Source organism: Methylococcales bacterium, assembly GCA_030949405.1.
Lineage (GTDB): Bacteria > Pseudomonadota > Gammaproteobacteria > Methylococcales > Methylomonadaceae > WTBX01.
Map to the genome: position 1 here is coordinate 2,920,476 of JAUZSN010000002.1, position 26,498 is coordinate 2,946,973.

At 38.3% G+C, this 26,498-nt stretch carries 29 protein-coding genes; 19 read left to right on the plus strand and 10 right to left on the minus strand.

Going from position 1 to position 26,498, the window contains the following annotated elements:
- The first annotated feature begins 1 nt into the window (after position 1).
- Both ftsE and ftsX read left to right on the plus strand, forming a co-directional pair.
- The gene (gene ftsE, locus Q9M50_15035; GenBank protein MDQ7091923.1) at positions 2-667 is read left to right on the plus strand and encodes a cell division ATP-binding protein FtsE; all 666 of its coding nucleotides are present in this window, start codon (positions 2-4) and stop codon (positions 665-667) included.
- On the plus strand, positions 664-1,683 hold the full coding sequence (gene ftsX, locus Q9M50_15040) for a permease-like cell division protein FtsX (GenBank protein MDQ7091924.1): 1,020 nt from the start codon (positions 664-666) through the stop codon (positions 1,681-1,683). The genes ftsE and ftsX overlap by 4 nt, the downstream gene beginning before the upstream one ends.
- Positions 1,684-1,788: 105 nt before the next feature.
- On the opposite strand, the gene Q9M50_15045 is transcribed toward ftsX, so the two are convergent.
- On the minus strand, positions 1,789-3,735 hold the full coding sequence (locus tag Q9M50_15045) for an ATP-binding protein (GenBank protein ID MDQ7091925.1): 1,947 nt from the start codon (positions 3,733-3,735) through the stop codon (positions 1,789-1,791).
- A gap of 485 nt (positions 3,736-4,220) precedes the next feature.
- Between Q9M50_15045 and Q9M50_15050 the strand changes: the two genes are divergently transcribed.
- The 3 genes from Q9M50_15050 to Q9M50_15060 are packed head-to-tail and all read left to right on the plus strand — an operon-like array spanning position 4,221 to position 8,011.
- On the plus strand, positions 4,221-4,739 hold the full coding sequence (locus Q9M50_15050) for a YfiR family protein (protein MDQ7091926.1): 519 nt from the start codon (positions 4,221-4,223) through the stop codon (positions 4,737-4,739).
- 11 nt (positions 4,740-4,750) lie between these two features.
- Positions 4,751-7,162: a TonB-dependent receptor gene (locus Q9M50_15055; GenBank protein MDQ7091927.1), complete on the plus strand. Its 2,412-nt coding sequence runs from the start codon at positions 4,751-4,753 to the stop codon at positions 7,160-7,162.
- A gap of 9 nt (positions 7,163-7,171) precedes the next feature.
- Positions 7,172-8,011 carry a TonB-dependent receptor plug domain-containing protein gene (locus Q9M50_15060; protein ID MDQ7091928.1) on the plus strand — a complete coding sequence of 280 codons (840 nt, stop codon included), beginning with the start codon at positions 7,172-7,174 and terminating at the stop codon, positions 8,009-8,011.
- On the opposite strand, the gene Q9M50_15065 is transcribed toward Q9M50_15060, so the two are convergent.
- Entirely contained in the window at positions 7,977-9,203 is a 1,227-nt protein-coding gene (locus Q9M50_15065; protein MDQ7091929.1) for a DUF6399 domain-containing protein, read from the minus strand. The genes Q9M50_15060 and Q9M50_15065 overlap by 35 nt on opposite strands.
- The gene (locus Q9M50_15070; GenBank protein ID MDQ7091930.1) at positions 9,184-9,480 is read right to left on the minus strand and encodes a hypothetical protein; all 297 of its coding nucleotides are present in this window, start codon (positions 9,478-9,480) and stop codon (positions 9,184-9,186) included. The genes Q9M50_15065 and Q9M50_15070 overlap by 20 nt, the downstream gene beginning before the upstream one ends.
- Before the next feature lie 247 nt (positions 9,481-9,727).
- Between Q9M50_15070 and Q9M50_15075 the strand changes: the two genes are divergently transcribed.
- The gene (locus Q9M50_15075; protein ID MDQ7091931.1) at positions 9,728-11,299 is read left to right on the plus strand and encodes a TonB-dependent receptor; all 1,572 of its coding nucleotides are present in this window, start codon (positions 9,728-9,730) and stop codon (positions 11,297-11,299) included.
- 55 nt (positions 11,300-11,354) lie between these two features.
- Here Q9M50_15075 and topA read toward each other — a convergent pair whose 3' ends face one another.
- Genes topA through Q9M50_15095 form a run of 4 tightly spaced genes read right to left on the minus strand, consistent with a single transcriptional unit; the run spans position 11,355 to position 16,203 of the window.
- Positions 11,355-13,676: a type I DNA topoisomerase gene (gene topA, locus Q9M50_15080; protein MDQ7091932.1), complete on the minus strand. Its 2,322-nt coding sequence runs from the start codon at positions 13,674-13,676 to the stop codon at positions 11,355-11,357.
- A gap of 21 nt (positions 13,677-13,697) precedes the next feature.
- The gene (locus Q9M50_15085) at positions 13,698-14,150 is read right to left on the minus strand and encodes a DUF494 domain-containing protein (GenBank protein ID MDQ7091933.1); all 453 of its coding nucleotides are present in this window, start codon (positions 14,148-14,150) and stop codon (positions 13,698-13,700) included.
- A gap of 24 nt (positions 14,151-14,174) precedes the next feature.
- On the minus strand, positions 14,175-15,248 hold the full coding sequence (gene dprA / locus Q9M50_15090; protein MDQ7091934.1) for a DNA-processing protein DprA: 1,074 nt from the start codon (positions 15,246-15,248) through the stop codon (positions 14,175-14,177).
- 10 nt (positions 15,249-15,258) lie between these two features.
- A complete protein-coding gene (locus Q9M50_15095; protein ID MDQ7091935.1) occupies positions 15,259-16,203 on the minus strand; it encodes a peptidoglycan-binding protein in 945 nt (314 codons plus the stop codon).
- A gap of 98 nt (positions 16,204-16,301) precedes the next feature.
- Between Q9M50_15095 and def the strand changes: the two genes are divergently transcribed.
- Positions 16,302-16,808, plus strand: a complete 507-nt coding sequence (def, locus tag Q9M50_15100; GenBank protein MDQ7091936.1) for a peptide deformylase — start codon at positions 16,302-16,304, stop codon at positions 16,806-16,808.
- Between the two features lie 21 nt (positions 16,809-16,829).
- Here the strand turns inward: def and Q9M50_15105 are convergent, their stop codons facing one another.
- The gene (locus Q9M50_15105; protein ID MDQ7091937.1) at positions 16,830-17,714 is read right to left on the minus strand and encodes an NAD(+) kinase; all 885 of its coding nucleotides are present in this window, start codon (positions 17,712-17,714) and stop codon (positions 16,830-16,832) included.
- Between the two features lie 422 nt (positions 17,715-18,136).
- On the opposite strand from Q9M50_15105, the gene Q9M50_15110 reads away from it, so the two are divergent.
- The 8 genes from Q9M50_15110 (at position 18,137) to Q9M50_15145 (ending at position 23,021) form a co-directional block, all read left to right on the plus strand.
- The gene (locus tag Q9M50_15110) at positions 18,137-18,790 is read left to right on the plus strand and encodes a trypsin-like peptidase domain-containing protein (protein MDQ7091938.1); all 654 of its coding nucleotides are present in this window, start codon (positions 18,137-18,139) and stop codon (positions 18,788-18,790) included.
- 338 nt (positions 18,791-19,128) lie between these two features.
- Positions 19,129-19,404, plus strand: coding sequence for a tetratricopeptide repeat protein (locus Q9M50_15115; GenBank protein MDQ7091939.1), 276 nt, complete (start codon positions 19,129-19,131; stop codon positions 19,402-19,404).
- A 27-nt stretch (positions 19,405-19,431) separates the two neighbouring features.
- Positions 19,432-19,776, plus strand: coding sequence for a tetratricopeptide repeat protein (locus tag Q9M50_15120; GenBank protein ID MDQ7091940.1), 345 nt, complete (start codon positions 19,432-19,434; stop codon positions 19,774-19,776).
- 169 nt (positions 19,777-19,945) lie between these two features.
- Positions 19,946-20,221 (plus strand): BrnT family toxin, encoded by a 276-nt coding sequence (locus Q9M50_15125; GenBank protein ID MDQ7091941.1) that lies wholly within the window; start codon positions 19,946-19,948, stop codon positions 20,219-20,221.
- Positions 20,205-20,498 carry a BrnA antitoxin family protein gene (locus Q9M50_15130; GenBank protein MDQ7091942.1) on the plus strand — a complete coding sequence of 98 codons (294 nt, stop codon included), beginning with the start codon at positions 20,205-20,207 and terminating at the stop codon, positions 20,496-20,498. Before Q9M50_15125 ends, Q9M50_15130 begins: the two co-directional genes overlap by 17 nt.
- A gap of 204 nt (positions 20,499-20,702) precedes the next feature.
- Positions 20,703-21,059 (plus strand): RidA family protein, encoded by a 357-nt coding sequence (locus Q9M50_15135; GenBank protein ID MDQ7091943.1) that lies wholly within the window; start codon positions 20,703-20,705, stop codon positions 21,057-21,059.
- Between the two features lie 40 nt (positions 21,060-21,099).
- Positions 21,100-22,638, plus strand: coding sequence for a phosphate ABC transporter substrate-binding/OmpA family protein (locus Q9M50_15140; protein ID MDQ7091944.1), 1,539 nt, complete (start codon positions 21,100-21,102; stop codon positions 22,636-22,638).
- Positions 22,638-23,021 carry a hypothetical protein gene (locus tag Q9M50_15145; GenBank protein ID MDQ7091945.1) on the plus strand — a complete coding sequence of 128 codons (384 nt, stop codon included), beginning with the start codon at positions 22,638-22,640 and terminating at the stop codon, positions 23,019-23,021. Before Q9M50_15140 ends, Q9M50_15145 begins: the two co-directional genes overlap by 1 nt.
- On the opposite strand, the gene Q9M50_15150 is transcribed toward Q9M50_15145, so the two are convergent.
- Complete coding sequence (locus Q9M50_15150) at positions 22,987-23,505, minus strand: hypothetical protein (protein MDQ7091946.1); 519 nt, start codon at positions 23,503-23,505, stop codon at positions 22,987-22,989. The two genes, Q9M50_15145 and Q9M50_15150, sit on opposite strands and share 35 nt — an antisense overlap.
- Positions 23,436-24,701 carry a hypothetical protein gene (locus Q9M50_15155; GenBank protein ID MDQ7091947.1) on the minus strand — a complete coding sequence of 422 codons (1,266 nt, stop codon included), beginning with the start codon at positions 24,699-24,701 and terminating at the stop codon, positions 23,436-23,438. Before Q9M50_15155 ends, Q9M50_15150 begins: the two co-directional genes overlap by 70 nt.
- 104 nt (positions 24,702-24,805) lie before the next feature.
- Between Q9M50_15155 and Q9M50_15160 the strand changes: the two genes are divergently transcribed.
- Genes Q9M50_15160 through Q9M50_15175 form a run of 4 tightly spaced genes read left to right on the plus strand, consistent with a single transcriptional unit; the run spans position 24,806 to position 26,497 of the window.
- A complete protein-coding gene (locus Q9M50_15160) occupies positions 24,806-25,273 on the plus strand; it encodes a hypothetical protein (GenBank protein MDQ7091948.1) in 468 nt (155 codons plus the stop codon).
- Between the two features lie 27 nt (positions 25,274-25,300).
- Positions 25,301-25,615: a hypothetical protein gene (locus tag Q9M50_15165; GenBank protein MDQ7091949.1), complete on the plus strand. Its 315-nt coding sequence runs from the start codon at positions 25,301-25,303 to the stop codon at positions 25,613-25,615.
- A complete protein-coding gene (locus Q9M50_15170; protein MDQ7091950.1) occupies positions 25,546-25,833 on the plus strand; it encodes a toxic anion resistance protein in 288 nt (95 codons plus the stop codon). Before Q9M50_15165 ends, Q9M50_15170 begins: the two co-directional genes overlap by 70 nt.
- Positions 25,834-25,846: 13 nt before the next feature.
- Positions 25,847-26,497 carry a toxic anion resistance protein gene (locus Q9M50_15175; GenBank protein MDQ7091951.1) on the plus strand — a complete coding sequence of 217 codons (651 nt, stop codon included), beginning with the start codon at positions 25,847-25,849 and terminating at the stop codon, positions 26,495-26,497.
- Position 26,498: the final 1 nt, after the last annotated feature.

A 26,498-nucleotide genomic window follows, 5' to 3' on the forward strand; every position in this document is an offset into this window, starting at 1 on the left:
TATGTTAATTTTTGATAAAGTATGCAAACGTTATCCCGATACAGGGGATGTTTTACTTGATGTAAATTTTCAATTACATCATGGAGAAATGGCCTTTTTAACAGGCCATTCAGGCGCAGGAAAAAGTACTTTATTAAAACTTATTGCCATTATGGAACCGTGTACCCGTGGACAAATTTTCTTGGATGGGCGTAATTTAAATGAGACCAAAGAACACCATATTCCTTTTGTTCGTCGAAAATTAGGGCTTATTTTTCAAGATTACAAATTATTACCCGATAGAACCGTCTTTGATAATGTCGCGTTACCCTTAGTGATTTCAGGTTATGGGCATCAAGAAATAGGTCGGCGTGTTAGAGCCGCCTTAGATAAGGTCGGTTTGTTAAAAAAAGGAAAAAAATACCCGTTAGCCTTATCAAGTGGTGAACAACAACGTATAGGAATAGCGCGAGCCGTTATTAACAAACCCTCATTAATTCTAGCCGATGAGCCAACAGGGAGTCTTGACCCTGAGCTATCCTCCGAAGTAATGCGTATATTTGAGCAATTTCAACAAGTTGGCGTAACCATTTTAATTGCAACCCATGATATTAATTTAATTACACGGATGGGATATCGGGTATTAACCCTCCAAAATAAACAACTAATGGAGAGTGTACGGTTATGATGACACGACAAAGTAAGCATCTACAAAAACTTGCTAAAGTAGAAAAAGAAGAAGAGATTACCCCCCAAATTAAAAAAGTAGACGATCCTATTATTGAAAAATTTCAAGCTTATTTAGGACTCCATGCTCAAACCTTATTTTCAAGCTTAGGCCGATTAGCTCAAACGCCGTTTACCTCCACAATGACGATTACGGTACTCGCCATTAGTATCGCGTTAGCAAGCTGCTTTTATGTTTTATTAGGGAATGTTAAGCAATTAACGGGAAATTTAGAAGCGTCCAATCAAATTTCATTATTTTTAAAAGGTAATATTAGTGATTTAGAGGGGCGGAAATTAGCGGATAAAATCAAACTTTCCATTAATGTAAAAAGTGTCGATTTAATTACCCAAGATTCCGCTTTAGCAGAATTTCGAGATTACAGTGGATTTGGCAGTGCCTTAAATGCACTAGCAACTAATCCGCTTCCAACCGTCATTCAAGTCTTACCCAAAAACACCTTAGAAAGCAGTGAAGAGCTTCAACGCTTTGTGGATGAATTAGGGCGGTTAGATGAGGTGGATGTTTCTCAAATGGATATGCAGTGGTTACAACGCTTATTATCTATTATGGATTTAGCCCAACAAGGCGTTTTTTTATTGAGTTGCGTACTCAGTTTTGCGGTGTTATTTATTACTGGCAATACGATTCGCTTAGAATTAGAAGATCGCCGTGATGAGGTTTTAATTGCGAAATTAGTCGGCGCGACCCACGCCTTTATTCAGCGACCTTTTTTATATATTGGTTTTTGGTATGGTTTTTTTGCAGGAATGATTGCCTGGTTAATGGTCACGGTGATTATGTGGGTCTTAAAAACTCCGATGGAAAACCTATCTAAACTTTATGATAATAATTATAACGTTTTATTTTTAACGCTCTCAGAAAGCCTTATTTTAGTTTCCATCGCCTCATTACTGGGCGTACTAGGCGCGTGGATCGTGTTACGGTATCAACTTAAACAAATGAAGCTAGAATAACTCAATTGCGTTATTTGACTACCCACTTAAGATGAGACAAGTTGAGGTTAAGCCTCACTCCGTAGTATCCCGTCTTAAGTGGGTAGTCCATTATTTAAGCATCAATTAGACTTGTTTTTGAGAAGACTTTTTAATCCAGTGTTCTAACGATTCGTAGAGCAGTTTTGAATCAATGGGTTTAGGAACATGCGTGTTCATGCCTGCATCAATAAATTTCTGCTTTTCTTCATCCATCGCATAAGCGGTCATTGCGATAATCGGAATATGTTTAAGTTGTTCACGAATAAGTCCTGTAGCCTCTATCCCATCCATTTCAGGCATTTGTACATCCATTAAAATAGCATCATAATGGTTTTCAGGATCTAGGGCTTTTGTTACCGCCTCTTTCCCGTTATTTGCAATATCAATTTTAATACCGACCGCTTTTAAAAACTCAGTGGCCACTAATTGATTAATTTTATTATCTTCAGCTAATAAAATAGAACTATTTTCTAAAATATTAATTTTTTCAGGTTTAAGTGTTGTTTCTTTTTGAGGTTTGACAATAATAGGTGATTGTTCATCTTGAAAACCTAAGTTTACGGTAAAAGTAAAAATGCTTCCAATACCGAGGTCACTTTCTACAGAAATATGACCGCCCATTAATCCAGTCAGTTGCTTACAAATAGCCAGTCCTAATCCTGTACCCCCAAAGTGGCGAGTCGTTGAGCTATCCGCTTGTGTAAAGGGTTTAAATAATTTTTTTATTTGTTCAGGCGTAATGCCGATGCCAGAGTCTTGAATATTAAAAATCAATTCAACCCTTTTACCGGTACTATTGCCTTTTTTAATGGTGACAATAACTTCCCCTTGTTCTGTAAATTTTATCGCATTACTGATTAAATTGATTAATACCTGTCTTAAACGTAGAGAGTCACCCACTAAAAATTGAGGAACATTAGGGCTAATAGTACAGTATAGGTTGATGTTTTTTTCTAAAGCACGATTATTACTTAAATTAAGTGCGTTATCAATAACTTCAGAAGATAAATTAAACCCTTTCGATTCAATAGCTAACATGCCTGCTTCAATTTTAGAAAAATCTAAAATATCATTAATAATCCCCAGCAAATCTGAAGCAGAACTGTTTATTTTAGACAAAAAATCATGTAACTTAGGGTCAATATCCGTTTTTAAAGCCAGTTCACTTAAACCAATAATTGCACTCATAGGGGTACGAATTTCATGACTCATATTCGCTAAAAAATTACTTTTTGTTTGATTGGCTTGATTCGCCTTATCTTTTTCAATGATTAATTCTTTCTCAATGGTTTTTATTTCTTCCATCATCGTACTGAAACCCGTAAATAATGCACCATATTCATCATTACGTTGCATTTCTTTAGACAGATTATAATCGCTATTATCCGATACTTTTTTCATAATATTTAATAGCGCGTAAAGAGGGTTTGAAAAAATGCGCTGAATAAACGTAGCAAAGATAAAAATAATCAGTAAGGTAATACTAATAACAATTAATAGGGAATAGCCCAGTTTTTTAACTTTTTCTCTAAAGTAATAAGTATCAGCCGTAATGTGTAATAGCCCAATGATTTCCGTTTGATTTTTAATGGGAACAATGACATCAAAATTTTTCCAAAAATATAAAGTTTCTTCCGCTGGAAGATCAGTTTTATTATAGTTAAGTAGCTGTGCTTGTGATGCGTTTGTTAATTGTTGTTGTTGATCAAGGTTAATTTTATCATGAAAATACTTGACAAAAACCTCATTACTTGAATTGTAAATTAACGCGGACATAATACTGGGATTAACCGCCAGTGATGACAACACTTTATAAGCCGTTTCTTCATCACCAAAATCAATCGAAGCGGTGATATTAAAACTACTGACCTCCGCAAGTTGTTTTATATTTTCAATTTCATTTCTTTTAACCGCTTCAATACTGGTATAAAAGAGGACACTACTTGCAATAAATAAGGCTATTATTGCGGTTAAACTTAAAATGAGAACTAATTTAGTGCGAATTGAAATATCAGAAAATTTCTTGATCATTTATTTTTTCCAAAAAATAATACCTTAAGGCTTGCGATTAAAAAAATTAAGAATGCGCTTAATAATACCATTGATAAAATTTAAACGATAAAAGATTATTTAATTTTTTATTAAAGTTGTGTATGATAGGATGTAAAGGTTAAGTGGCTATGGCATAGAGAGGCTATCAACTTAAGATGGTGTAATAGTGAATCATTAGTGTAAAAGTGCAATGCTTTGCAGCTCTTATCCTCTAGTCTTATATTATGCAACGCTGAAAGGTGAAGTATGCACTTACCTATTTTTTATTCTACCTTAAGATGGTCATTTAAACAGAGCTTAAATTTAATTTTTATTCCTGAGGTTATGCTATTAAAGTACCGACTGTTTCTTAAATTTTCGCTATTATTTATTATTTGATTGACTTATAGAGATTAATTGTGCATAAGTGGTGGATAACGAGTTTATTCTTGAAGACACGAGTTAAGCAAAAAACCCTTTATAAGGTGTTTTGCTTGTGGGTTCTGTGGTTGCCTATTTTTTGCCTTCCATTACCTACTTATGCAGTCGACCGAGAACATCATAAAGCCATGTATTTAGGGCGTTTATCTAATTATGTTACTTGGCCCTCTATGGCAATCCAACCTGAAAGTAAGACGTTTAATTTATGTGTTTTGGGTGAGGATACTTTTAAAGGTTTTTTACAATCACTCTATACTGAAAAATCAATCAAAGACAAGCCAGTCAAAATTTATTATTTTAATAATATTGAAAATATCCCTAACTGCCATTTATTATTTATCAGTATTTCAAAACGTAAAGCGGTCTCTAAAATACTCAATTTTGTTAAAGACAAGCCTATATTAACCATTAGTGAAACGCGTGGGTTTACAGGAAAAAAGGGAATTATTCAATTTTATATGCAAGCTCAAAGAGTGCGCCTTAAAATTAATAATCAGGCGGCTATTAGTCAGGGTTTAAAAATAAGTTCCAAACTACTGGCCATTGCTAACGTTATTAAATAGGTATCGGTTCTATGAGAAAATTAGTCGTTGTTGTACTGAGTCTTGTTATACAAAGTCTAGTAATCGCATCGGCTGCTGAAGAAAAAACGGCCCCTAATTTAAAACAGTCACTAGATAATACCTCGTTAGAAGCACTCTTAAACATAGAAACCGATCTTAAAACAACCATGGGTAATCGTGGAAACTCGGTTGATTTGTTAAAAACGAACGTTCCTGTTGATGTTGTCACCGCAGAACAAATTAATCATTCAGGTTATACCGAGTTAAGCAAAGTGTTACAACGGTTTATCCCTGGGTTTAATTTTCCACGCCCCGCCAATGATGATGGCACCGATCATATTCGCCCGTTTACGTTGAGGGGCATGGCACCCGACCAAGTTTTAGTCCTCATCAATGGTAAACGTGTTCATAGCAGTAGTTTATTGCATGTGAACGGCACCATTGGACGTGGATCAACAGGCGTTGATTTAAATACCATTCCGTTACGTTCCATTGAACGCGTCGAAGTATTAAGAGGCGGCGCAGCGGCTCAATATGGGTCGGATGCGATTGCGGGCATTATTAATATTATCCTTAAAACAGGCAGTGAAGAGCATCGCCTAACCACAACAATGGGTCAAACCTATTCAGGTGATGGCGCACTTTACCAAACCGATATTCACTATGGTATTTCATTGCCTTTGGATGGTTTTGTTAATGCAACCGCTGAATTTCGAGATCGTAGTCGAACCAATCATGCCTTAATTGATGGTCGGCAGCAATACTTTGACGACGATGTTAGAAATAACGACCCTATCCATCAAAATAACCGCTTTGGCGACCCCGATACACAAGACTTTTTATTTGCGCTTAATTCTGAATTGCCTTTATCCGATGATATTATCATTTATCTTCATGCCACTATGGATTACCGTAAAAGTGAGGCGGGGGCTTTTTTTAGACGACCTGCGGATAACCGAAATGTTAGAGGCATTTATCCTAATGGTTTTCTACCGATTATCGCCCCTGAGATGATGAACTACACCACAACAACGGGTATAAAAGGTGAAATAGACAACGGTCTAAAATGGGACTTAAGTCATACTGTCGGTGGAAACCAGTTAGATTATTATGTTAAAAATTCACTCAATACCTCGTTAGGAACAAAGAGTCCACGAACATTTGATTCGGGCGGACTCAGTTCTAGGCAACATACAACGACCTTAGATTTATTTAAAAACATCAATTTAGGGCTAAAAAAACCCATCAAATTAGCAGGTGGTTTTGAATGGCGTTATGAAAATTTTGCAATTAATGCGGGCGAAGCCTCTTCCTATATTCAAGGGGATGTTCCTATTTTAGATGGGCCTAATGCCGGTAATAGTGCCTCATCAGGTGCGCAAGGGTTTGGTGGTTTTAGAGAAGAGAATGTACTCGACCGAGATAGACACAATTTTGCAACCTATTTAGATTTAGGGATTGAATTAGCCGATAAATGGTCACTCAATCTTTCAGGACGGTATGAATATTTTAGTGATTTTGGTTCTAGCCTCAATGGGAAGTTTTCACTTGGCTATCAAATTCATGATCACCTTTTGTTACGAAGCTCCGTAAGTACGGGCTTTCGCGCGCCTTCACTGCAGCAATCTTATTTTAATCATACCTCAACATTAACCAATTTAAATGGCAGTCTCAATCGCGCTGAAATTTTAGGGGTTAACTCATCCGTCGCGAAAGAATTAGGGGCAAGTTCTTTAGAAGCCGAAGAATCAGAACATTTTACCCTCGGTTTTATTTATCAACCCACCGTTAATTTTTCATTGAGTGCCGATTATTTTTACACCAAAATAAAAAATAGAATTATTTTCTCCCGTAATATTTCCTCTAGCACCTCCATAGATAACGATATTTTAGCGTTAATCCCTTCCCGTTTTTTTAGCAATGCGATTGATACGGAAACGCAAGGGGTTGATTTGCGTGCAAATTACCATTTAGATTTACAAGAGAACGGCGACTTAAAATTCACCGTCGGTTATCATTATAATAACAATAAGATTATAGGTGATGTCCGTTCACCCGCGATTTTAGGCAAAGAAGGGGCGGGTATTTTTCTCAGTGATCGAGATAAAGAACGTTTAGAACTCGGTCAACCTAATGATAACTTAATCTTAATGGCGCATTATAAGCAAGGTAACTTTGATGGCGTAGTTAAATTAATTAAAGCTGGGGCCTTTTCTGATCAAAAAGAACGTCCTGATAGTCAATGGCTGACCGATATAGATTTAGCCTATCAAATTCATTCTAATTTCAATGTGGCCATCGGCGTTCATAATTTATTTAATACCGACCCAGAACGTAATAGTGAAGATGGTGAATTTCCACGAAGCGCGCCTTACGGTTATAACGGTGGATTTTATTATGCCCGTTTAGCGGCTGATTTTTGAGTTGTTTTAATGAAAAAATTAGTTTTTATTAAAGTTATCTTATCCTTAACTTATTTAGTCAGTACATCACCTATTGCACAAGATAAGCCCCCTACCCCACCCCTTGAAGAAACCTCACTTGCTGACTTATTAAACATGGAAATGGATGCTCAAGCCAGTATAGGCAGTCGTGGAAAGGCGGTTGATTTACTGGAAGCTAAAGTCCCTGTTGATGTCATCACCGCTGAAGAAATTAAACATTCGGGTTATACCGAACTGAGTAAAGTGTTACAACGTTTTATTCCAGGGTTTAATTTTCCACGTCCCTTTATTCGTGATGGAAGTGATCATATTCGTCCTTTCACCTTAAGAGGAATGTCTCCTGACCAAGTTTTAGTCTTAATCAATGGTAAACGTGTTCATAATAGCAGTTTATTGCATGTCAACGGCACAATAGGGCGCGGATCAACGGGAAGTGATTTAAATACAATTCCTTTAGCTTCTATCGCACGTATTGAAGTACTCAGAGATGGAGCAGCGGCTCAATATGGCTCAGATGCTATTGCAGGAATTCTTAATATCATTCTTAAATCTGGTGGAGAAGAACGCCGAATAAGTTCGACTGTGGGGCAAACGTATCAAAGTGATGGCGAATTGTATCAAACGGATATTCATTATGGAATAGGCTTACCCTTAGATGGTTTTATTGATTTGACCGCAGAATTACGCGATCGTAATCCAACAAACCGTACCCTTTCAGATACCCGTCAACAATACTTTGAGGGGGATATTAGGAATAATAACCCTCCGACACAAAATGATCGAGGCTACCAATTTAAGACGGGACATCCAGCAATTTCAAAGGGTTAGAAAACACACGCTTTCGACTATTTCTAGGAAGCGGTAACTCGCCCATTTCATTCAGTAGCCATGAAAACAAGTCTGGAAACTCGGTATCAAATAAACGCATGGCGGCGGTTGTGCCATCCTCACGTTTGATTCCGTAGTTATGAATGACCGTCAACGCGTTTAATCGCTTTTTATTCAAACCTCGCCCATTGCGATACATTTGCGATAAACAGCCATTTCGCCCTTCCACCGCAGATGAACTGCGTTGAAACTGCCTTGCCATATGCTCCGCCAATGTTAGCCATCGCTGCATTTCACTGATTGATAACTTTGCACTAAATGGGTCTGATTTGAGCTTATCAGACGCGGTTTCCCAAGCTTTTCGATAGTTTTCCTTTGACCTGCGGCTTTTAGTTTGTTCCATTTTCTGATGCCAATAAACAACGGGTAATAATGTTGTGGTCAACCAATATTCGGTATCCGCATCAAGCCCCAAATTTTGCAAGGTTTCGCGTACCCAAAGCCACCAAAAACTGATGGATACCGCTAACGGTTTTATTTGATTACGAAACTTTTTCATCACGCCTTTATGATCGTTAATCCCTTGTTTTTCCGCTATTTTTTCAAAGGCTCGCGCTCTTAACTCTAGCAACTTCTCAACCTGTTCCGCATCGTTTCTACGACTATCATTGAGTGAAAAAGGATGAACTTCATCCGCAATCCCTTGTAAGTTTTCGTGATAATCTGTTTGTATTTTTTTGGCTTCTTCAAGCTCTTTTTCAGCCGTTATCCGTGTTGTTTTAAGTCCAATAATTTTCTGCATCGTTGCCGTTTTAGAAACAGTAGACTCTGCGGTTTGCGCTGCTTGCCGCTGTTTTTCAGCCCTTGCTGCACGCCTGCCGATTTTCGCGCCTAACCAGCGACTCATATCTTGTTGAGCATGAAAAATATCTGCCCCCGATTCGCACTTAAACCCCGTCACTGCCATTTTTATCAACGCCTTAGCGCGATCACTAATCGCATGATTAACCTCAATGCCTAATGATTCTAATCGTGGCGAAACCTTTTTATACCAAGTATCGTAGCACCTATCATCGCTAATATCTTCCAACAAAAGATAGCCAGAACGTAAGTCCATTAAAACTAAAATCATAAAGTTGCCGAAAAAAGTCTCATCCAGCCCAGCAACAACTTTACGTGTTTGTTTTTTCACACTTTTTTCGCATTCTTGCTGAAACTGCAGGCAATAAGACTTCCATTTTATTGATTTGAGTCCGCAGTGCGTCGGGTGATACGCCCACATGGGTGTCAATCCGTATCATTTTAAAAAACAGCGATAAAGTCTCTGCACCTACGCCTGCCTTTAATCCAAAGACATACAAGGCGGAAAACACCATTAATCTTTGCCAAGAACTACCTGCCTCGGTTTCCCATAATGATGATTCAGGATGTCGATTTCGCTTTGTTTGCGCTTGACGATGACGATGCACACTGCTTTTTGAGCGACCAACAATTGAAGCTAAGTTACGAACAGTTTGCTTGCCTGTTGTTGTAATTTCAGCGATAATTGCGTGACTAGCTGCGCGTATTTTCTGTGTTGTTCTGTTTTTTTAGTCATTAACCTATGATACAAGAATATCGCAGTTAGTTCTTTATTTTGTCCCGTCTTAAGTTGGTAGCCATGATCGAAGAGGCGACCCTAATACTCAGAATTTTTTATTTGCACTTAATTCAGAATTGCCTTTATCTGATGATATTATCGTTTATCTTCAGGGGACAACCAATTATCGTGAAAGTGAATCAAGTGCATTTTTTAGACGTCCTTTAGATAATAGAAATGTGAGAAGTATTTATCCTAACGGTTTTTTACCTTTAATTTCACCGACTATTTTTGATTATAATGCAACGGTTGGAGTGAAAGGCGAAACAAATTTTAATTTAAATTGGGATTTAAGTCATACTGTTGGAGGAAATCATATTGATTATACTCTTAACAATTCACTTAATACTTCATTAGGGATTAAGAGTCCTACAACATTTGATGCGGGCGGGTTGGGTGTTAGACAGCATGTGACCAATTTAGATTTGTTTAAATCGGTTGATTTAGGACTGGACTCGCCTATTAAAATAGCGACAGGTTTTGAGTGGCGTTATGAAATGTTTGAAATAAATGCAGGGGAAGAAGACTCTTATCGTGACGGTGGCGTACCTGTTTTAGATGGGCCTAATACAGGGCAAACTACGATGGCAGGAGTACAGGGGTTTCCAGGATTTAGTCAAGAAAATGCGACACAAAAAGATCGACATAATTTTGCCACTTATATTGATTTAAACACACAGTTTTATGATAGCATCTCGGTAGGATTAGCGGGACGTTATGAATATTATAGTGATTTTGGTTCGACTTTGAATGGGAAGTTTTCCTTGGGGTATCAAGTAGTGGACTCAATTTTGTTACGCGGCTCAGTAAGTACTGGATTTCGCGCACCTTCATTACAACAATCCTTTTTTAATTCAACGTCTTCCTTGATAGATGGCGGTGAAATTAATTCAGTAGCAACGATAGCATTGGGTTCACCGCTTGCAAATGCATTAGACGCAAGACTGTTAAAACCTGAAACATCGAAAAACTTCACGATGGGATTCATTTATAAACCCACTGAAAATTTTTCAGTCAGTGTGGATTATTTTTATACACAAATTATTGATCGAATTATTTTGTCCGATAATATTAGTATTGTTAATGCACCTGAAATAACCCCTGCTTTAGAACCTTATGGTTTATGGGCTGCGCGTGGTTTTATTAATGCGATTGATACTGAAACGCAAGGCGTGGATTTACGAGCTAATTATGAGTTAGATTTTAAAAATAAGGGTCATTTAAAACTAAGTGCGCGTTATCATTACAATAAAAATAGAGTTGATGGGCCTATTCAATCCCGTATTATTTTAGATGCGGCTGGAAATAACCTGTCTTTTTCTGAAAAAGAACGAGAGCGATTAGAATTTGGTCAGCCGAATGAAAGTTTAATTTTAATGGCGCATTACAAAAGCAGGGGGTTTGATGGTGTTATTAAACTGATTAAAGCGGGCGCGTTTTCTGAAGAAGCGCAGCGTTTAAAGAGTCAATGGTTAGCCGATATAGATTTAAGCTATCAAGTACATTCTAATTTTAATGTCGCTGTTGGTGTACATAATCTGTTGGATAGTCAGCCCAGTCGCAATGCTTTAAATGGGCAACTTTTAACGTCCTCACCCTACGGTTATAATGGTGGGTTTTATTATTTTCGCTTAACAGCCGATTTTTAATAAGCTACGCTACTTAGATAGCGCAGCTTAATATCACAGGTTTCTGTTTAAAACGTTATGATTCCCCTTCATCTTTCTTAATTTCATCCAAATTCCCCTCATAAGGCGTTACATATTTACAGACTTTTTGAGGACACACTTTTTCTTCACCTCGACGCTTCGTAGTTTTAAGCGTCAGAATAGGCCATTGACAATCAGGACAGGCTTCTTTAAGCGGAGGATTCCAAAGTGCGTATTTACATTTGGGGTATTTTTCACACGAATAAAATATTTTCCCAGAACGGGCTTTGCGTTTTAAAATATTTCCCTTATGACATTCAGGACATTCAATCCCTGTATCTTCAGGCTTTTCTAAAGGTTCGATATGTTTGCAATCGGGATAACTACTACAGCCAATAAACTTCCCATAACGTCCTGTTTTAATAATCAAATCCGAATCACACGTCGGACATTTTCGACCTTCAACAACTTCAGGTTGACTTGATTCGGAACCATCATCATTAAGATTGCGCGTATAAGAACACTCTGGGTAGTTAGTACACCCAATAAAACGTCCATTTCGACCTAAGCGAATAGATAAGGGATGACTGCATTCTGGGCATTTTTCATCTAAGGCTTCTTGCGTTACATCTTTACGCTGTACCGTTTCATCTTTTTCTTTAACCAAATCTTTAAAAGGCTGCCAAAAATCGGTCATTAAAGGCACCCAATCTTTTTCACCTCGCGAAACTGCATCCAACTCATCTTCTAAATTAGCGGTAAAATTATAATCGACATATTTAGTAAAATGCTCGGTTAAAAATTTATTAACAATACGCCCGACATCGGTTGGGTAAAAACGCTTTGTTTCTAACGTCACATACTCACGATTTTGGAGTGTTGAAATAATTGCCGCATAGGTTGAAGGACGACCAATGCCATGTTCTTCTAATGATTTAACTAAACTGGCTTCACTGTAACGAGGCGGTGGCTCCGTAAAATGTTGATTGGCTACGATTTCATTTAAAGGAATTTTATCGCCTTGATTAAACGACGGTAAAAAATACTCCTTATCATCATCTTCTTTATCATCATCCAAGCCTTCTAAATAGACCGCCATAAACCCAGGTTTAGCAATCGTAGATCCAGTCGCCCTAAAAATATTAGTTTCTGTCCCACAATGAAAATCAATGGCCATTAAATTTAAAGTCGCATGAGTCATTTGACACGCAATGGTTCGCTTCCAAATTAACGTGTAAAGCTTATACTGTTCGGGACTTAGAGACGATTTAATTTGGCTTGGTTGCTGGTTTACCGACGTAGGGCGTACGGCTTCATGCGCCTCTTGTGCATTTTTAGATTTTGTTTTAAATTGTCGAGGCTCTTTAGGCACATTTTCACTGCCATAAGTGTCGGCGATCAACTCACGAATTTCAGTGATCGCCTCTGCCGCTAGATTAACCGAATCCGTTCGCATATAGGTGATAAGCCCTGCTGTTTCGCCATCGACCTCAATCCCTTCATACAGTTGCTGAGCCACAATCATCGTGCGTTTCGTGGTAAACCCTAATTTACGCGCCGCTTCTTGTTGCAGGGTCGATGTGGTAAAAGGCGGGGATGGGTTACGTTTACGTTGTTTCTTTTCAATCTTTGCAACCGTTAATTGACCGTCTGCCGCCTCTATTAAGTGCTGCTGTGCGTCATTAGCTTGGGGAGCCGCCGTAATTGAAAACTGCGATAATTTTTTACGGTCCAGATACGTCAGTTTAGCTTTAAACGTTTGTTTTTCAGCGGTAACATGAGCATCAATGGTCCAATATTCGCGGTTTTTAAAGGATTCAATTTCAATAGCCCGTTCAACAATCATCCGCAACGCAGGACTTTGGACACGACCCGCCGAAAGCCCACGACGAATTTTTTTCCATAATAAGGGCGATAAATTAAACCCCACTAAATAATCTAATGCGCGCCGTGCTTGTTGCGCATTGACTAAATCAATCCCTAATTCAGAAGGATTGGCAATCGCTTCTGTCACGGCTTTTTTAGTAATTTCATGAAAAACAACCCGATGAACGGGTTTATTTTTAAGTATTTTTTTCTCTTTTAATAATTCCAACAAATGCCATGAAATAGCCTCCCCTTCCCTATCAGGATCGGTTGCTAGATACAGGGTATCAGCTTTTTTAAGGGCTTTAATAATTTCTTGAACATGCCGTTGATTACGTTCTATCAACTGATATTTCATTGCAAAATTATTTTCAGGATCAACGGCCCCCTCTTTAGGCACGAGATCACGAACATGACCGTAAGAGGCTAAGACATGAAAATCTTTTCCTAAGTATTTTTCAATTGTTTTGGCTTTTGCAGGCGATTCTACAATAACTAGGTTTTTACTCATTATGTTTTAAACTCTACAGTTTTAATGTAAATAGGCAGGGGATAAATCGTAAACGATGTCTTCCATTCTCGAATAGGCAACTTCATCATCAGATTGAGTCAGAAGTATCATTAATACAATCCATTTCAGCTCATCTAAGTAAATTACCTCATTTTCTAAAACCAAGGCTCGATCAATCACTGTTTCTCGATGATCTGGTGATAAAATACCCGTGTGTTCCAGAAAAATTAATAAATTACGACAGTCTAAGTCCAAATGTCTTTTTTCAGATTCAGAAAAAATTCTAAAGGCTTGTGTTTCACATTCACGCTTATCATTTTCATTTAAGGATTCTAACCATGCAAAGGCTAAATTAACATTCGGCAACGCAAAGCCTGCTTGGAGTAATTCATCTCTAATGGCGTGACTATTGGGAAATAAATCCACATTATCTTCTAAATAATTCTCAAATATATAAATGAGTACATCAAACATAATTTATTTTTGTATTGGTTTAAGTTAGTGTGTTTTTAAATATCCCCCACCCGGTGCGGCACTAATATGCCCTTGTAGTTCTAAAATCAGCAACATTGAAGAGATAACATCAGCAGAATAGCCACTTTCCTCAACTAAAATATCCACCGATGTGGGACTAAACATAATAAGATTCAATAGATTTTGCTGGGCTAGGTCAAGTTCTGATTGATTATTTGTTGACTTAGAAATGCTATGTTGTTGATTGTATTGATTTAGCTCTTGTAAAATATCATCCGTTGTTTCGACTAGTTTTGCGCCTTCTCGAATTAAACTATTACAGCCTTTCGCTAAGGGGTTATTAATTGAACCTGGAATAGCAAAAACATCCCGATTTTGCTCTAAAGCTAACCGCGCACTAATTAATGAACCACTTTTTTTAGCCGCCTCAACGACCAATAATCCTAAACATAACCCACTAATAATCCGATTACGTCGTGGAAAATTACTGGCAATCGCATTTGTACCCAGTGGAAATTCTGAAATCATCGCCCCTGACGTTACAATTTCGGTTGCCAGTGATTTATGCGCGGCAGGATAAACACGGTCAAGCCCCGTCCCTGCCACCGCGATTGTATTACCTGTGGCTTTTAAGGCCCCTTGGTGACTGCACGCATCAATTCCCAAGGCTAAACCGCTATTAATGGTAAATCCTTGGTTAGCAAGACTATAGGCGAAATCAAAGGCAATTCGCTTGCCCTCAATAGAGGGGTTTCGACTCCCCACAATAGCAATTTGAGGCGTTGAGAGTAATTGCTTTTGACCGCGTAAAAATAATAAGGGCGGGGGGTCTGAAATTTCTTTGAGTTGCTGCGGATAAAAAGGATTGTCTAAAGTTAGAAGATGATTATTTTCTTGAGATAGCCACGCTAAATCATTATCAACACGCGTCCAGTCAGGGTTTTGAATCCCTTTAATCACTTTATTATTAAGGCCTAATGCCGTAAGGGCTTGTGTTGATTCTGAAAAAACAGCCTCAGGCGGACAATGATCGAGAATTTTTAAAAACGTACGACACCCCACGCCAGAGACGCGTAATAATGCAAGCCAGTGTTTCATAAATGAATTATTAGTCTAAGGAGTCATCAACAGGCGTTTTAATTTTATCCAAAATATGAATAGCCTGCGTTGCTCTTAATATCAAGGCGTAACTCACTCGTTTAAAATTACGAAAAATCATTAAGGCACCCGCTAATTCGTCAGGCAATTGAACAACGGAATCATCACGTTCTTGATTAATCGTATCAGTAATAAGACGGCCCCGCTGATAAATATCTAAAACATGCCCTACTTTTAAACCATCAACCGTGCCTTTATCAATAACGACAATATTATATTTTCCAATTTGGGAGACCCCGTCTAAGACACTAATAATCGTTCCCTTTATTATTTTTTTAGGGTATTCGGGAAAGTAATTAAGTTCCGATGGCCGCTTAGTCGCCTCCATTAAACGATCCCCTCGTCGCACTTCTTGCGTCGATTTCGTTATCATTAACGTAGCAGGATCACCCTCTCGTTGTAACGTAGCACTGGCAATATAAAGGGCTTCATAGCCTAATAACTCTTTCGTGTCAGGATTAATATAAGCGTCGCCTTTACGATACACCGCATAATCCAGCGTTGTTGGGGTTAATATCGAACGAACATAAACTCGCGTTCCAGCTCCCCCAATAAGATGTTCACCTGCAAAATCAATCACATAGGGCGCGGCATTAATTTCATCATCATTGACAACCTTCGGGGTACTTAAAAACTGCATAATCGCGTCAGCAGGGATTTTTTTCAATGCCTCCTCAATGTCTTCAATACGAGTACGTGGGTATAATTTCAACTCGCGTCGATAAACATTACGCGGGGTTAATGATTTTGACGATTGCTTGGACAAGTTGCCTGTCGAGGCATTCGTATTTTTTTTCGTATTTTTTTTCGTCTTGAGGTCAGGGTCTTCACCTGCGATCACAGTAAGACTTAAAAGTAGCCCTGCTAGACCTGTTAATTTTTTTAAAAATGCCATTGTTTAACTCGATTGTTCTTCAATTTGATAATATCTGGATGTAAAGTCTAGATGAATTCAGATAGAATACTAGTATTAAAATAATTATGGAGAAATTGGTGGCCATCTTACCTATTCTTGAGTTCCCTGATGAGCGTTTACGCAAAAAAGCAGCGGTTATCAAAAAAGTAGATAAAAAAATTAAAAAACTTGTCGATGATATGACTGAAACCATGTATGAAGCGGAAGGAATAGGTCTTGCCGCAACACAAATCAATCATCATCTACGGTTAATTGTTATTGATATTAGTGAAAATAAGGATACCTGTTTATGCCTTATTAACCCTGAAATCATTGAAAAAGAAGGTATTGAAGAATCCGAGGAAGGCTGTTTATCCGTGCCTAATTTTTTTGAAATAGTTCAACGGGCTGAACGGATTAAAATTAAAGCCCTAGATCGCGAAGGACAGCCTTATGAATTAGAGGCTGAGGGCTTGTTAGCTGTCTGCATTCAACATGAAATGGATCATTTAAAAGGCACGTTATTTGTAGATTATTTATCCGCCTTAAAACGCCAACGAATTAAAACCAAGTTAGAAAAAATTCACCGAAAAAATCGTAAATAGCCTGACTATTATTCCATTTTTTTAAATTTGATGACCACTGCTCCAGTGAAGTTTTTTGCGTAATATATCAAAAAAATCATAGTCTTGAGGGTGTAACATTTTAATAGACATCGACGATTTACTGATTAAAATTTTATCACTCATGCGGACCTCGGGAATATCAAGATAATCACAGGTTACTTGAGCATTAATTTGTTTTGACTGACAAAAACTAATTTCAATTTTACAATCATCATTCACCACAATAGGGCAATTTGATAAGGTGTGAGGGTTTAAAGGGACTAAAACAAACGCACTCAAGCTCGGATGTAAAATAGGCCCACCTGCCGAAAGTGCGTAGGCTGTTGACCCTGTTGGCGTAGAAACAACCAAACCATCGGAACGTTGTGAATTAAGAAATTTACCGTCAACGTGAGTGACAATCTCAATCATACTTGGGGTTATCCACCGATGGATAACCACTTCATTCAACGCGGTTTCTTCATGAATAATATGCGCATCACGAACAATTTGAGTTTGCAAAAAATAACGACGTTCTTCTTTGTAATTACCTAAGAGTATTTCGGTTAAATAGTCACACATTTTTTTAGGCGATATATCCACCAAAAAACCAATACGGCCTAAATTAATCCCAATGAGCGGAACATTGTAAACGGCACTCCAACGGGCGGCTAATAAAAAAGTCCCATCGCCTCCTGCGGCAATCATCAAATCACAATGGGCCCCTAATGTTTCGATGGGATAAGCATCAATAGAGGGATCATCAATAAATGGCGCACTGTTTTTTGCAACAATAATTTGATAGTGTTGTTGTTTTAAAAACTGAAATAACGTCATTAAAGTTTTTGCAATACTTGAATCACTGGGTTTACCGATAATTCCAATGGTCTTAAATTGAACGGGCATTGTTGATAAGTAAATCAATAAAATGACAGAATTATAACCACTGTTATGGTTCTATAGTAAAAAATATGTTTAAACTTAAAAATTTACCGCAAATATACACCCTCATTATGAGAAAAACGACCGCGTTTGTCGTCAGTATTGATTATGCGAGTCTACGATGAAAATATTTTAGGGACGCTCTATCACACTACGCTTAAGCATCATTTAGGGGGGGCGAGGAACGCTTCATTCTGGCTTTATTAATGATCTAAGCAAACCCAATGCTCAGTTTTTACGTGCCGAGAAAAATCTGCCCATCATCGCGCGTAATCTGTTGTTATTTTGGAAATCAGTAACGGCCACTTTATTGTTAAGTCACTTAATATTGATTTATTTACTGACGTAATCGTGACCCGTTTTAAACGATCACGATAGGAATCATCATGCCCAAAATACCCCTGTTTTTTTACTGTTTTTTGATTCTAATCCCCTTAGATTCAAAGGCATTACCTGATTTTACTGAAATGGTAAAAAACAAAGGTAATAGTGTCGTGAATATCACCACACAGCAGAATGTCAACCTGACTCAAACGCCCCTGCAACAAAATAATGCGTTAATGGCTAATACCATTGGGTCGGGATTTATTATTTCTCAGCAAGGCCATATTGTGACTAATTATCACGTCATTAATAAAGCCTCTGTTATCGTTGTCAAGCTCAAAAATCAACGTGAATTTATTGCTACATTAATCGGGGGCGATCAAAAAATCGATATTGCCTTATTAAAAATACAAGCTGAACACTTACCCGTGGTGACGCTTGGTCATGCGGATACCTTAAACGTAGGGGAATGGGTTGTGGCTATTGGCTCGCCTTATGGACTGGAGCAATCCGTCACCGCTGGGATCATTAGTGGAAAAAATCGGCAATTATCAACCCATAATAAGATTCCTTTTATTCAATCGGATGTCATCATTAACCCTGGAAATTCAGGCGGCCCGTTATTTAATTTACAAGGCAATGTCATCGGAATCAATTCACAAATATACAGTCATTCAGGGGGGGTATCAGGGGTTATCCTTTGCGATTCCCATTAATATTGTGATGCAGGTTGTGGAACAACTTAAAAACAAAGGACAGGTAACGCAAGGTTGGCTCGGTGTTCAAACCCAAAATGTAACGGATGATTTAGGAACGCCATTTTAATAATACCCGAAACTACACATTGGTTTACGCAATAAAACATATAAATCATGACAATAGTTCGGACAGTTTTTGTAACCCATTGATTTAAAAAGAATTTACCAACACATCTCGTAAATATAAAACACTTTAAAATCAATGCCTTATAAAATTAAGACCGCTATCTTTTTTAAAACTGTCCGAAGTATTGATGAAGAACATGAAGTTTTAATGATTTTTCTTCATGTTCTTCATGGTAAAAATATATTTTAAGTTTCGGGTATTATTTAGTTCTCATTCCTTAGCTCTGCAAACATGGGACTCAGCAAATGAAAAGTTTGTGGGTGAATTATCGTTAGAGGAAAAACAACGCTGGATTATTAACCTTAAAAACTTGTTGGCCAAATTAGAAGCAGACGATAGTAAAACCCGTCGTAACTTACTTAATCGTTTAGGTCAATTGTACAATTCATTAGCTGATTACGATAAGGCATTGGAATGTTACCAACAAAACTTAAACCTTTGCTGAGAGTTAGCGGATAAAAAAAATGAAAGGGTGACTTTAACTTTAAATAATATTTCACAGATTTACCAAGTGAGAGGCGACTACGACACCGCGTTACGCTATTTAGAAAACTCGCTGAAAATCCACCAAGACATTGGCGATAAATCGGGTGAAGGGACTACGCTGAATAACATCTCGCAAATTTATAATACTCAAGGCGACTACGACACCGCGTTATGCTATTTAGAAAACTCGCTGAAAATCCACCAAGACATTGGCGATAAGGCAGGTGAATGTGCTAGTTTATTTAATCTAGCTCATATTTATCAACAAAATGGAAATAATCAGCACGCTTTAAACACTTGGCGAAAAGTATATAAAATCGCAAAAAAATAAGCAATGCTCAAGCATTAGAAGCATTGGAAGACCTAGCAAAAGAATTAGGTGGGGACGGTTTAGAATTTTGGGAGTCAGAAACAAAAACTGCTAAATAATGAATCTTTCCTTTCTTCTGTTTTCTATTATTTAAGCTTGCTGGTTTATACAATTAGCCATAGAATAAAGTATGAAAATTGAATTTGATCCTAGAAAAGCGACTGTTAATCCGATTAAACACGAAGGAGTCACTTTTGAAGAAGCCAAAGCCGTTTTACTCGACCCATACACCTTAACCCATGAAGATAAAGACATCATCAATGAACAGCGTTTTATAAGCTTAGGAATGGGGGCAAAAGCACGAGTATTAATCGTTGTTTGGACATTACGCGCTGAAACCATTCGCCTAATCTCTGCATGGAAAGCAAACCAATCACAAAAAAAACGCTATGAACAACAATTCTGATCCACTATTCGACAACTACCAAGCCATGGATTTTGAAGAGGCAAAACCTATTGAAAAAATTCCAGCATTGGCAAAACTACAAGCGCAACACGACAAAAAATCTAAAATAACCATGCGAGTTGATAATGATACCCTAGCCATTTTCAAAGCCCGTGCAGAAATAATGGGCGGAAATTATCAAACACTGATGAATGATGCTTTACGCCAATTTTCACAAGGTTTAACTTTATCTGAGTTAATAAAAAAAACAATTCGAGAAGAATTACATAATAATTAGCAAGTAGTCTGTATCAAACTTGCGTAATACAAAAATCCTCGCGCTTTACAACTTATCAAAATTTTCAGCTTCAACATCAGTTACGTAGGGTAGGCTAAGCCACCCTACGTAACCCCTAAACCTTTTTCAATTTTTTCAAATCAAGTCCCTCTCTTTCCTGATAAAATAAACGCCCTTAAAAAAACCAGCATAAATAGGAAAACAATGAATATAACCCGACTCGGTACAGAACGACGACGAATGAGTAAAATAGTCATCCATAATCAAACGATCTATTTATGTGGACAAGTCGCAAAAGATTCAACCGCCGATATTAGCGAACAAACCCGCACCATGCTGGAAAAAGTAGACACGTTACTAAAGGAGGCAGGCAGCGATAAAAAACATATCTTATCAGCCACCCTCTATATCAAAGACATGCGCTATTTTGCCGACATGAATGCCGTTTGGGATAACTGGGTTGCTGAAGACTATTCACCCGCTCGCGCCTGTGTCGAGGCGAGTTTAGCCCGTGATGAATTACTGGTTGAAATCTCCGTTATCGCCGCGGTAAAAACATAACCCATTGATCTAAAATTAACGTAAACGCTAGGTTAGACGAATGAAAGGACATACTAAATTTGCCCTAGGACTTCTCATTGTAGGTGTTTTAAGCCTTATCATTGCAAAAGTCGTCCATACACAGTGGCAAGATAATAAACTATTTTCATTAACCGATGCAGGTTCTAGCAAAGGCAAAATAACCATCGGGATCGACAACTGGATTGGCTATTTCCCCTTATGCTCCCCTGTCATGAAACGCCGTCTTTACCAACAAGGCTATCTACTGGAATGCATTGAAGACCAAGGCGATTATGAACAACGCCTCGAGGCCTTAAATACGGGATCCTTAGATATGGCGGTCGCCACCGTGGATAGCTATTTAATCAATGGTCAAAAAACGCAATACCCTGGGACTATTATCGCCGTATTAGATGAATCTAAAGGCGGTGATGCCTTATTAGCTTGGACCGATAAAATTGCAACACTGGACGATTTACGCAAAAATAAAACCGCAAAAATTGCCTTTACGCCCAATTCACCTTCCGATTACCTACTCAAAACCATCGCCGTTCATTTTGATATTAATCATTTAAAACAACGTCAAAACTGGCCTGTTTTAACCCGAGGGTCTGAAGATGCCTTACAACGCTTACTGAATAAAGACGTAGATGCGGCCGTTCTGTGGCAACCTGATGTATCTAAAGCCCTAGCTCAAACAGGTATTCATTTATTACTCAGTACCGAGCAAACGCAACAACTCATTGTTGATGTGTTAATGGCAGGTAAAGAAATGATCCAGAATAAACCTGATGTCATTAGCCTTTTACTCACCGAATATTTTCATACCCTCAAATACTATCGTGATAATCAAAGTGAATTATTAACCGATGTCAAAGAGCTAACTAAATTAGAAGACAAAGCCGTTAAATCATTATTAAAAGGCGTGCAATGGCAAGGATTAACTGAAAATGCACACAAATGGTTTGGAACCGTTGCCGTTAATGGCTTGCCTGAGCAAGAACTCATTGAAACCATTCATGCCAGTATTGCTATCTTTATAGATTATGGTTCAATAACCACCTCCCCTTTAATTAATAACGACCCTTATCGCATTATAAGCAGTCACTTTATTGCCGAGGTTTACCAAAAATTAGGCTTACCGAATGTAATGGTTGCCCTAGAAACCCATCAGTTTACGCCGCTTACGGACGAGCAATGGCAAAATTTACAGCATGTAGGCAAACTTAAAATCAGACCCGTTATTTTTGCCAGTGGGGCCGATCATTTAACCTTGAATGATAAAATGCAATTAGATGTCGCGGGAAAAACATTGAAACATTACCCTAATTTTAGAATTTTAGTGAAAGGTCATACCTCCGTACGCGGCGACACGAGCTTAAATAAAATCCTATCACAGGATAGAGCCGACGCGGTTGCCCGTTATTTAAGGATTACCCATGACATTCCAGCACAACGAATGAAAGCCATCGGCTATGGAGGCGAACAGCCGTTAACACAATATCCTGCTGAAAGCCGACGTGCTTATCATTATCGCCTCCCTCGAGTTGAACTTATTTTAGTCGCGGATAAATTTTAATGAAACCCAATCCTCTCTCTCAACAAGCGGTGAATCAAGCCGTGTTAGCCAATTCACTCCAACATCCATTCGTTTTATACTCCGCAGTGGCAGGCGTTCTTGCCATTGCTTCGGGTGTTGTCTTTAACTTAGGCAGCTTACCGTTGATTGCATCAAGCACCCTAACGGTTATTTCAATCGGTAATTGGTTTTTTCAATTCTTTGCTCGCCGTGATGTTTATTTTCATGCCTATTTTTCTAAAGTTCATGCACGTTTAAAGCGAGAAAAAAAACAAAAATTGACTAAACTTAAAAAGGAATTACAACAAGTTGATAGTATCTACTTTAAATTTCAGGGTAAAACAAATATCAGACCTGCAAACTTTGCGCTTTTTGAGCGATAAGATTCGCCATAGACGGCATTTTGAATTCACCACTAACTCGGTCATAAACATAATCATAAAAACTCACGGCTAGTTTTTTAGCCGTTTCAGCAAGACTCATAAAACTGTCTTTGATTTTCGTGCCTTTCTCATTTCGAGTCTGGAAGCTTATGTCTCGCGCACGCGCTTGTCTTCTTGCGCCAAGTTCGGCTGCATTGTTATGGAGTGGTAATTGTGGAAGCTCCAAAACTCGCAATAATTCAGTCTTTTTCGCCAGTGTTTTGGCGATGCGATCATTGAGGTCTTCATAATCGCTTGTGGTTGCAAACAATTCATTAAATCGCGTTAACAACCATGCCTTTTTATCGGGGCAGGGATTTTTTTGATAGTTAAGCAACTCCTTATAATACTCCCAATAGTGCCCTCGAAAATCGGCTAATGCTTGCTGATGTATTTCCAGAATTGGACGGAGTTTTTGTAGTGGCGAGCATCGTGAACCCAGCATAACCCCAAATGTTCCGTCAGTAATTTGAATTGCGGCGCATCGTCTGCAAGCAAGGTTTCAATAACAGGAAAATCCGTTTGTTGCTGATAATAGGCAATGGCACAAGCTTCGGTGACATGCGCTACCTGTCTCACGCCTAAGGTATTTAAGATCGCTAAGTGCAACTTAAATTGCGCTTCATTCATCACTGTATTGACAGGTATTTGAGCATCAACTTTTGCCCGTGCTTTATCAGCTAACTTGAACTCGTCAAGCAAGGATTGAGCCTGTTGATTGTAGATATAATGGCGTGGCGCATAATCGGTCAGCACGTCCAGAACCGATAAACGGTTTTTGTGTTTGGTGGTGAAATAAGCGGTAAACAAGTCGTTGCAGACCACCTGACAATAGTGGTTATCACCGTTGACTCGCGCACTGGTATCATCAATCTGCCCGTAATCACTGTTGAGAATACCGCTGCGATAAAGTTCGCTTTTTTCCTGATGCGCCCAGTCATAACCGCCTGTCCATTGCTGAGAAACATAAGTCGGCGACACCACAATGCCAATATTTTCAAAAAAACCGACCATGGGTTTTTCGGTCACGCCCATCATCTTAAGCATGGGAATCAAGCTACGAATTCCAATACCAAATTCGCCCTGACCTCGAACGCCTTCAGGCAATTGGGCGCGGTAATACTTATTTTCAGAAGGTGAATAAAAAATCTCACGGAGATACTTAATATTATTGGTTTTGATGACAATGTCTTGAATCACCACTTCCGCAAAGCCTTTAGATACTAAGTCGCTAGGCAAGCCAGTTTTGTCGAGTAGGCATTTTAGCGTTTGGTCGATTTTAACTCGTGGGATCTTGGGTTTACGGCGGCGTTTTTTCTTATCCGAGTCCGTATTTTCAGTGTCGTTATTAGTTTCTTTTTGCGCGTCAACTTGTGCTTTTTTACGTTCGTCTTCGGATGAAATATCATCACCCTTATTATTTTTATTGGGTTTGATATCAGGCTTTCCCTGCTCACCTTTCAAGCGATTAACCTCGTCACGAAGTTGCTGTAATTCAGTTTCTAAAGACAATTTATCACTGGCTAAGCGTTCAATAAGATTGAATATTTTTTTGACAATATCCTGCGCTTCGCTACTTTCCATTTGAGCGATTTCTTGATAAATGGCGTTAGTTTCAGCCTGTAGGTCGTGGATATTCAAAGTATGTAAATGTTCGTTCTTTTATGATATGTTGTCAAATCTATTTTAGAAATTTTATCTTTACCCTGAGATTTAAAGTAGATACAGTTGATAGTCACATAGGAATGAAACAGTTAACGTTACTCGCCAATAAATACCAAAATTTTGAAGAAATTCTTGGTACTAAATTATCGCCAACAGAAATGACCTATGCCCGTTATTTGAGCATGGCCGAACAAGTTTATTTAGCTGTTTTAGATAATTTGGACAATGTGTTTTTAACACTTAAAAGCATTAGTGCGGTAGATACGGTTCATTTAAATCAACGACTTGCGAGTTTAGAAGCCGATAACAGCCGCTCGGCAAAAAAAGAAAAAGCCATCTTAACAAGACGTTTAACATTATATAAACAACAGCAACAACGTACCACTGAGATTATTTTAGCCAATGAACGTGCCTTAACCGAACTTGATGAAGTCAGTGCTAAAATTGCCTCGGTACAAATGAATAAAGGACGAGCGGATCTTGACCTTGATAGTGCAATGGAAGCGTTACGCCATCTTTCAGAACGTACCGATCAATATGCACGCTAATCCCTTACTAGTTGGAGAATAAAGCTTATGAGTGCCGTCAAAACTGAAACCGCCCTGCCCTTAATGGTCTTTGATACCAATCGCGTTAAAAATGAATTACAGCTTAATCAACCGTTTCATGATGAAAATAGTGAGCTACAACAACGCGCACAAGCCTCGGTTGAACAATTATTAGGCATTAAACCTCATAATATTAAAGAAAAAATAACAGTGTTGCCGCCGTTGAAACCATTGGAATTGAACTCCAAAAAATGGCTGCAAGGCGTTCGGATATGCTTAAACAATCCATTCATGTCCTCTCAAAAACAGGGGATGATGGCGGGCCTGTTGCGAGTTCATTAATTGATTTACGCACCACGGTTGAAGAGCTTGACCCTAATAACATTGATTTTTCTATGGGCTGGCTACGTCGTCTACTGTCCTCCCTCCCTTTTATCGGCACTCCGATCGAAGAATATTTTTCACGCTATCAATCCGCTAATACCGTTATTAGCGATATTGTCAACAGTTTAGAAAAAGGGGCGCGATCAATTAAAACGCGATGTCATTACCTTAAATGATGACCAGCAATATATGGGCGATTTAGCTGAAAAATTAAAAAAAGCGGTCACTTTTGCCGAAATGGTTGATCGGGGGTTAACCGATAAAGTCGATAATGAACTGCCCTCTGATGACCCTCAAGTCATTTTTATTAAAGAGGAAATTATGTTTCCTTTACGACAACGAATCATGGATTTACAACAGCAATTAGCGGTTGCTCAACAAGCGGTATTAACCATTGAAATTATTAAACGTAATAATAAAGAATTGATTCGAGGCGTTTCCAGAACGTTAGGCGTAACCATTAACGCCTTACAAATTGCGATAACACTGTCTTTGGCCTTAGCCAATCAAAAAATTGTGTTAGAAAAAATTGAGGCGGTTAATAAAACCACCGATAAATTAATTGGGGCCACCGCTGAAAAATTAAAAACTCAAGGCGTTGAAATACATAAACAAGCCTCCTCTGCTCAATTATCAATGGATGTTTTAAAGAAAGCATTTGATGATATTCAAACCACGTACAAAGATATTTCTACCTTTCGTCAAGCCGCCCTACCTAAAATGGCCTCCACTATTTTAGAAATGGATGAGTTTGCGGCAAAATCACAAGAAATTATTAATAAAATGGAAAGCAGTCAACAAGTAGAACACTACTATGGCTTGGATGTTATTAACGATTAAA